Genomic DNA, 5,644 nt, shown 5'->3' on the forward strand with positions numbered 1-5,644 from the left:
GCCGACCGCCATGCCCGGCCTGCTGGTGGCGCACGCCGCCGCGCTGAAGGGCGCGGGCCGGCACGCCGAGGCCCTGCCGTTCAACGAGCGGGCCGCCCGCGGCGCGCCGCAGGACCGCCTGACCTGGTACAATCTGGCCGCCACCAACGGCGACCTGGGCCGCCAGCCGCAGGCCGAGGCCGCGGTGCGCAAGGCCATGTCCCTGGGCCTCGACGCGCCGGAGGCCTGGCTGGTCCTGGCCCGCGCGGTGCAGTTCCAGCATCGCTACGACGAGGCCGAGACGATCTTCCAGGAGGCGATCGCCCGCCGCCCGGCCTTCGTCGACGCCCACCGCGATCTGGCCCAGCTGCGCTGGATGCGGACCGCCGATCTCGACCATGCCCTGGCGCCGCTGAAGGCCACGCTGGCCCGGCAGTCCGACCCGCGCCTGCTGCACGTGCAGGCCCTGGTCGAGGAGTTCGCCGGCCGTCTGCCCCAGGCGCTCGACACCCTGCGCGCGGGCCTGCGCCGCCATCCCGGCGACCTGCACCTTTTGGTCACCGCCGCCCACGCCGCCGCCGAACTTGGCGAGACGGCCGAAGGACTGGCCCATGCGCAGGCCGCAGCCCGAGCAGCGCCGGGCGCCGCGCCGGTGCTCAAGAGCCTGGCCGAGGCCCTGCTGGCGGTCGGCGACGCCGCAGGCGCCTCGTCGGTGGCTGGGTCGGTGCTGCAGGCCTTTCCCTACGACCAGCATGCGCTGTCGCTGCAGGCCCTGGCTTGGCGGATCCTCGGCGACCCCCGCTACGGCGCGCTCTACGACTACGCCGCCTTCGTACGGCCCTACATCCTGCCCACGCCGGAAGGCTGGAGCGACCTCTCCAGCTTCCTGGCCGACCTTCGCAAGCGTCTGGGCGAACTGCACGACCTGGAGACCCATCCGCTGCAGCAGTCGCTGCGCGGCGGCGCCCAGGTGCAGTCGCTGCACACCTCGCAGGAGCCGATCTTCCAGGCCTTCTTCGCCTGCGCCCGGGCCACCGTCGAGCGCTACGCCGCCGAGCTCGGCGAAGGAAGCGACCCCTTGCGCATCCGCCGCACGGGCAAGGCGGTTGTCCAGGGCGGCTGGTCGGTCAGCCTCAAGCCCAACGGCTTCCATACCGACCACGTCCATCCGCAGGGCTGGGTGTCGTCGGCCTTCTACATCGACCTGCCGCCGGGCGTTGACGATGCGGAGCGGCGCGAAGGCTGGATCAAGTTCGGCCAGCCCGGCTGCGTGACTTTGCCCAGGCTCGCGGCCGAGCACGCCGTGAAGCCCGCGCCGGGCACGCTGGTGCTGTTTCCGTCCTACATGTGGCACGGCACCGTGCCGTTCACCGGCGAGGCGCGCCGCCTGACCATGGCCTTCGACGCGGTTCCGGGGTGAGGGAAAACCTGGACATATTTTTCCGTCCAATCCCCGCGAAAGCGGGGACCCAGGTTTTTTCTGAAACCCAAGGCGCTCGACGATAAAACACCTGGGTCCCCGCTTTCGCGGGGATTTTACGGGTGTTTGGTTTGGGCGGTGGCTCTATACCAACCCCGTCACCGCCTTCGCATCGGCGCTGTCGGCGAACACCTTCTTTTCCACCGCCGCCCGGTCCACGCCCAGGTGGTCGATCAGCACGCCCTTGAACAGGCCACGCATGTCCAGCGTCGGCGCGACGTCGCGGTTCTCGAACAGGGCCGGCTCGGCCAGGGTCGGCCAGTCGCCGACGATGCCGCCGCGCTTGAGCGCGCCGCCCAGCAGCAGGGCGGTCGAGGCCGTGCCGTGGTCGGTGCCCTGCGTGCCGTTGACCCTGGCGGTGCGGCCAAACTCCGTCACGGCCACCACCACCGTGTTCTTCCACTCGGGCCCCAGGCCCTCGTGCAGGCCGCCCAGCACGGCGTCCAGATAGGTCAGCCGCGTGGCGATCTGGCCGACCTGGCCGGCATGGGTGTCGAAGCCGTCCAGCGACAGGGCGGCGATCTGCGGGCCGTCGGCCTGGCGCATGAAGCCGGCCAGGGTCGAGCCCAGCTTGCGCGCGGCCTCGCGGCCCTGGCGGTTGTCGGCGGGACGGCCTCCCGGTTGGTTCATGGCAGGCTGGTTCATGGCGGGCGGGTTCATGGACTGGGCCATGGCGGGCGATGACGGGGCCGGCGCCAGGGCCGTCATCGCCGCCTGGGCCATGGCCTCGGTCTCCAGGCCCCGGGCGAAGGCCGGGCCCAGCAGCGGGTCGCCCTTGTAGAGGTCCTGCAGCAGGGTGGGCAGGCGCGCGGCCTCGTCCAGGCCCTTGCCGGGCGACCAGCTGGCCGCCTGCACCTTGCCGCGCAGGATCAGCGGGGCGGTGGTCCCCACCGACAGCGCCTCGACCTTGCCCGGTCCCATCACCTCCAGCGTGCGGTTCAGCCAGCCGCTGTCGGCGCCGTAGACCTTGGCCTCGCCGGTCTCCAGCACGTCCTGGGCCTCGAAGTGCGAGCGGGCGCGGTCGGGCGTGGCGATGGCCGGCGCGATGCGGGCCTGGCCTTGCCTGGCCAGGGCGTGGACGGTGGTCAGCGACGGGTGCAGGGCGAAGGTGTCGTCGAGCTTCAGCGCCTTGTCCGGGCTCATGGCGATGCCGCCGCGCAGCGCCGCATAGCCCGGGTCGCCGACGGGAGGAGCCACCGACAGGCCGTCCATGCCGCCGCGGCAGACCACCACGACCAGCTTCTTGGTTCCGTCGGCGGCCTGGGCCTGGCGCCCGACGAAGCTGACCGACACGCCCAGGCTGGCGGCGGCCGCCAGAAACGAGCGACGGGAAGGGGAGAGGGCGCGATCGGTCATCGGCGTTGGAACTCCGGACTCATCACCAGCAGGGCGAGGGCTTCGCGGCGGGTCTCGGCGCGGGCCACCGCGCGGGCGGTCGGCTCGCCCAGGCGCGCGCCCAGGGCCGAGCGGGCCAGGGCGTCGGGATCGCGCGCGTCGGCCACGGCGGCGGCGAACCCTTGCGTCCACTGCATGCGCTTGACCAGGCCGTCGGGCGAGGCCCAGGCGCCGGCCTCGTCGGGCCAGCCCTTGGGCGAGGGCGGCGAGAACGGCTTCTGGCCCAGGCTGGTCAGGATGGGGCTCAGCCGCTCGAACGCCGCCGGGCGTCCGCCGATCGCGCGCCAGGCCGAGATCGTGAACTCGTAGGGCGTCTTGACCTTCATGGRCGTCGGGTCCCAGGCCTCGGGCGCGGCGATCAGCGCTCCGGCCACCGCGTCCAGCCGGCCGCCGGTCTCGATCCAGCGCTTCTCCAGCCGCGCGACAAGGGCGGGGGGCGGATCGTCGGCGACGAAGTGGCGGGCGATCTTGCCGCAGACGTGGCGCGCGGTGCGCGGGTCGGCGGCCAGGGTCTTCAGCACCGCCAGCCCCTGGTCCTGGCCGCCTTGGGCGAAGGCCTTGCCGAGGATCGCGCGGGCGCCGGGCTCATGGGCGTTGGCGCGGAAGACGAAGGCGCCGATGTCGGGGTCCTGGGCGCGGCCGACGCTGAAGCCGGTGAGGGCGCGGGCGAACTCGGTGACGTCGGCCTGGCTGTAGCCGGCGTCGACGCCCACGGTGTGCAGTTCCAGGATCTCGCGCGCCAGGTTCTCGTTCAGCCCCACGCGCCGGGGACGGCCGCCGCGCGCGGCGTACTGCGCCGCCCGGCTGCCCGGACCGATCGACTGGGCCTGGTCCAGATAGGTCAGCATGGCCGGATGGGTGCTGGAGGCGACCAGCAGGTCCTCGAAGCGGCCGAACACGTGCGGCCGGATCGCCTCGCGCTCGAACGGCCCGATCACCACGGCCGTGGCCTGCTTGGTGGACGACACCGTGAAATGGTTGGCGAAGAACAGCGCCCAGCGCTCGCGAAAGCCCGCCTCGGTGTCGGCGGCCAGCTGGGCGCGGGCCAGGAAGTCGGCGTTGGTCTTCTCTCGCAGATAGCGCTGGGCCTCCTTCTGGGCCTCGCGCAGGATGTTGGCGTTGGGCGGGGCGTCGACCACGGGGATCGGCTTCATGTCGCCGTCGGCCGCGGGCGTCCTGGTCTCGCGGCGGGCGGCGCGGCGTTCCTGGCGGTAGTCGGCGAAGGCGGCGTAGCGCGTCGGCGCGCTCTCGCCGTCGTCCTTGGGCAGGTCCGCGCCCTCGCGGCGGATCTGGCCTTCGAGGAAGCCGCGCGGGTCGCCGCGCGCCGCCTCGATCTCGCCCGGCCGCGCGCCCAGCCCGAAGCGGGTGGCGGCGATGGCGGCCATCATGTCCTTGGACGGCAGGCTCAAGCCGGGCTCTCCCTTGCGATATGGCGTCCGATCGACCATTCAACGCGCAGGCTGCGGAAATCCGTCGCCGGCCTTCCGTGAAAATGAGCCGTTCCCGTGTCCGACAAGCCTGACCTGATCGAAAAGCCGCGCCGCTTCTACAAGGCCGCGACCGCCGGCGAGGCCAAGGACGGCCTCTATCCGGTGCTGCTGGACGGCCGCACGCCCAAGTCGCCGCAGAAGAAGCCGCTGGCCCTGCCGACCCTGACCCTGGCGCAGGTCGTGGCCGCCGAGTGGGAGGCCCAGGAGAAGGTCATCGACTCCACGGCCATGCCGGCCACGCGCCTGGCCTTCACCGCCATCGACCGCATCGCCGAGACGCGGGCCGAGGTCGCCCGCGAGGTCGCCGCCTACGCCGGCTCGGATCTGCTCTGCTACCGCGCCGACGGCCCCACGCCCCTGGTCGAGCGCCAGGCGCGCGAGTGGGGCGCGGTGCTGGACTGGGCCAAGGCCGAGCATGGCGTGGCGCTGGAGCCGGTGACCGGGATCATCCACGCCCCGCAGCCGCCGGCGACCCTGGCCGCCGTCGAGGCCCTGGCCCTGCGCCTGGACGACTTCTCGCTGGCGGGCGTGGCCTATGCGGCCGGCCTGTTCGGCTCCACCGTCCTGGCCCTGGCCGTGCGCGCGGGGCGGGTGACTGGCCAGAAGGCTCTGGACCTGTCGCGCCTGGACGAGATCTACCAGGCCGAACAGTGGGGCGACGACCACGAGGCCGTCACCCGCGCCGCCAACCTGGCGATCGAGGCGGCCGTTCTCGAGCGGTGGTTCGCCGCCCTTCGCCGATGAGGCCGGGCCGGTGAGGAGCGCGCTGGTCTACGTCCTGGCCGCGGTCTGCGAGATCGGCGGCTGCTTCGCGTTCTGGGCCTGGCTGCGGCAGGGGCGCTCGGCGCTGTGGACCATCCCCGGCGTCCTGGCCCTGATCGCCTTCGCCTGGCTCCTGACCCGCGTCGAGGCGCAGGCGGCGGGCCGGGCCTTCGCGGCCTACGGCGGCATCTACATCCTGTCGTCCATCGTCTGGATGCGGACGGTCGAGCAGGTGCGCCCCGACCGCTGGGACCTGATCGGCATGGCCGTGTGCCTCGCCGGCGCGGGGATCATCCTGTTTGGCCCTCGCGCCGCCTGACGGCTGCGCCTTGCCAGCCCCGCCGGGGCTCTTTACGCCTTTGGTTCCAGTCCCAGCTTGGAGCCGAAGACCTTGCAACACATCCTGGAAGAGCTGGAGCGGCGTCGCGAGCAGGCGCGAGCGGGGGGCGGCGAGAAGCGGGTGGCGAGCCAGCATGCCAAGGGCAAGCTGACGGCGCGCGAGCGGATCGATCTCTTGCTGGACGAAGGCTCGTTCGAG

At 72.8% G+C, this 5,644-nt stretch carries 6 protein-coding genes; 4 read left to right on the top strand and 2 right to left on the bottom strand.

The genetic code is table 11. The features are described from left to right. Positions 1-1,399: putative 2OG-Fe(II) oxygenase (locus AC1DCG_RS24800; RefSeq protein WP_477041739.1), on the top strand; the 1,399-nt coding region annotated here is incomplete at its 5' end. 144 nt (positions 1,400-1,543) lie between these two features. Here AC1DCG_RS24800 and AC1DCG_RS24805 read toward each other — a convergent pair. Then, positions 1,544-2,815, bottom strand: coding sequence for a DUF1501 domain-containing protein (locus AC1DCG_RS24805; RefSeq protein WP_477030618.1), 1,272 nt, complete (start codon positions 2,813-2,815; stop codon positions 1,544-1,546). After that, positions 2,812-4,263, bottom strand: coding sequence for a DUF1800 domain-containing protein (locus tag AC1DCG_RS24810; protein WP_477041740.1), 1,452 nt, complete (start codon positions 4,261-4,263; stop codon positions 2,812-2,814). Before AC1DCG_RS24810 ends, AC1DCG_RS24805 begins: the two co-directional genes overlap by 4 nt. A gap of 96 nt (positions 4,264-4,359) precedes the next feature. On the opposite strand from AC1DCG_RS24810, the gene AC1DCG_RS24815 reads away from it, so the two are divergent. The 3 genes from AC1DCG_RS24815 to AC1DCG_RS24825 all read left to right on the top strand — a co-directional run. Beyond that, on the top strand, positions 4,360-5,088 hold the full coding sequence (locus AC1DCG_RS24815; RefSeq protein ID WP_477030616.1) for an ATP12 family chaperone protein: 729 nt from the start codon (positions 4,360-4,362) through the stop codon (positions 5,086-5,088). A 10-nt stretch (positions 5,089-5,098) separates the two neighbouring features. Further along, positions 5,099-5,425, top strand: coding sequence for a YnfA family protein (locus tag AC1DCG_RS24820; RefSeq protein ID WP_477030615.1), 327 nt, complete (start codon positions 5,099-5,101; stop codon positions 5,423-5,425). Positions 5,426-5,497: 72 nt separating this feature from the next. Continuing rightward, a partial coding sequence (locus AC1DCG_RS24825; RefSeq protein WP_477030657.1) for a carboxyl transferase domain-containing protein occupies positions 5,498-5,644 on the top strand: 147 nt, incomplete at its 3' end.

The organism is Caulobacter sp. 10L414 (assembly GCF_056395525.1).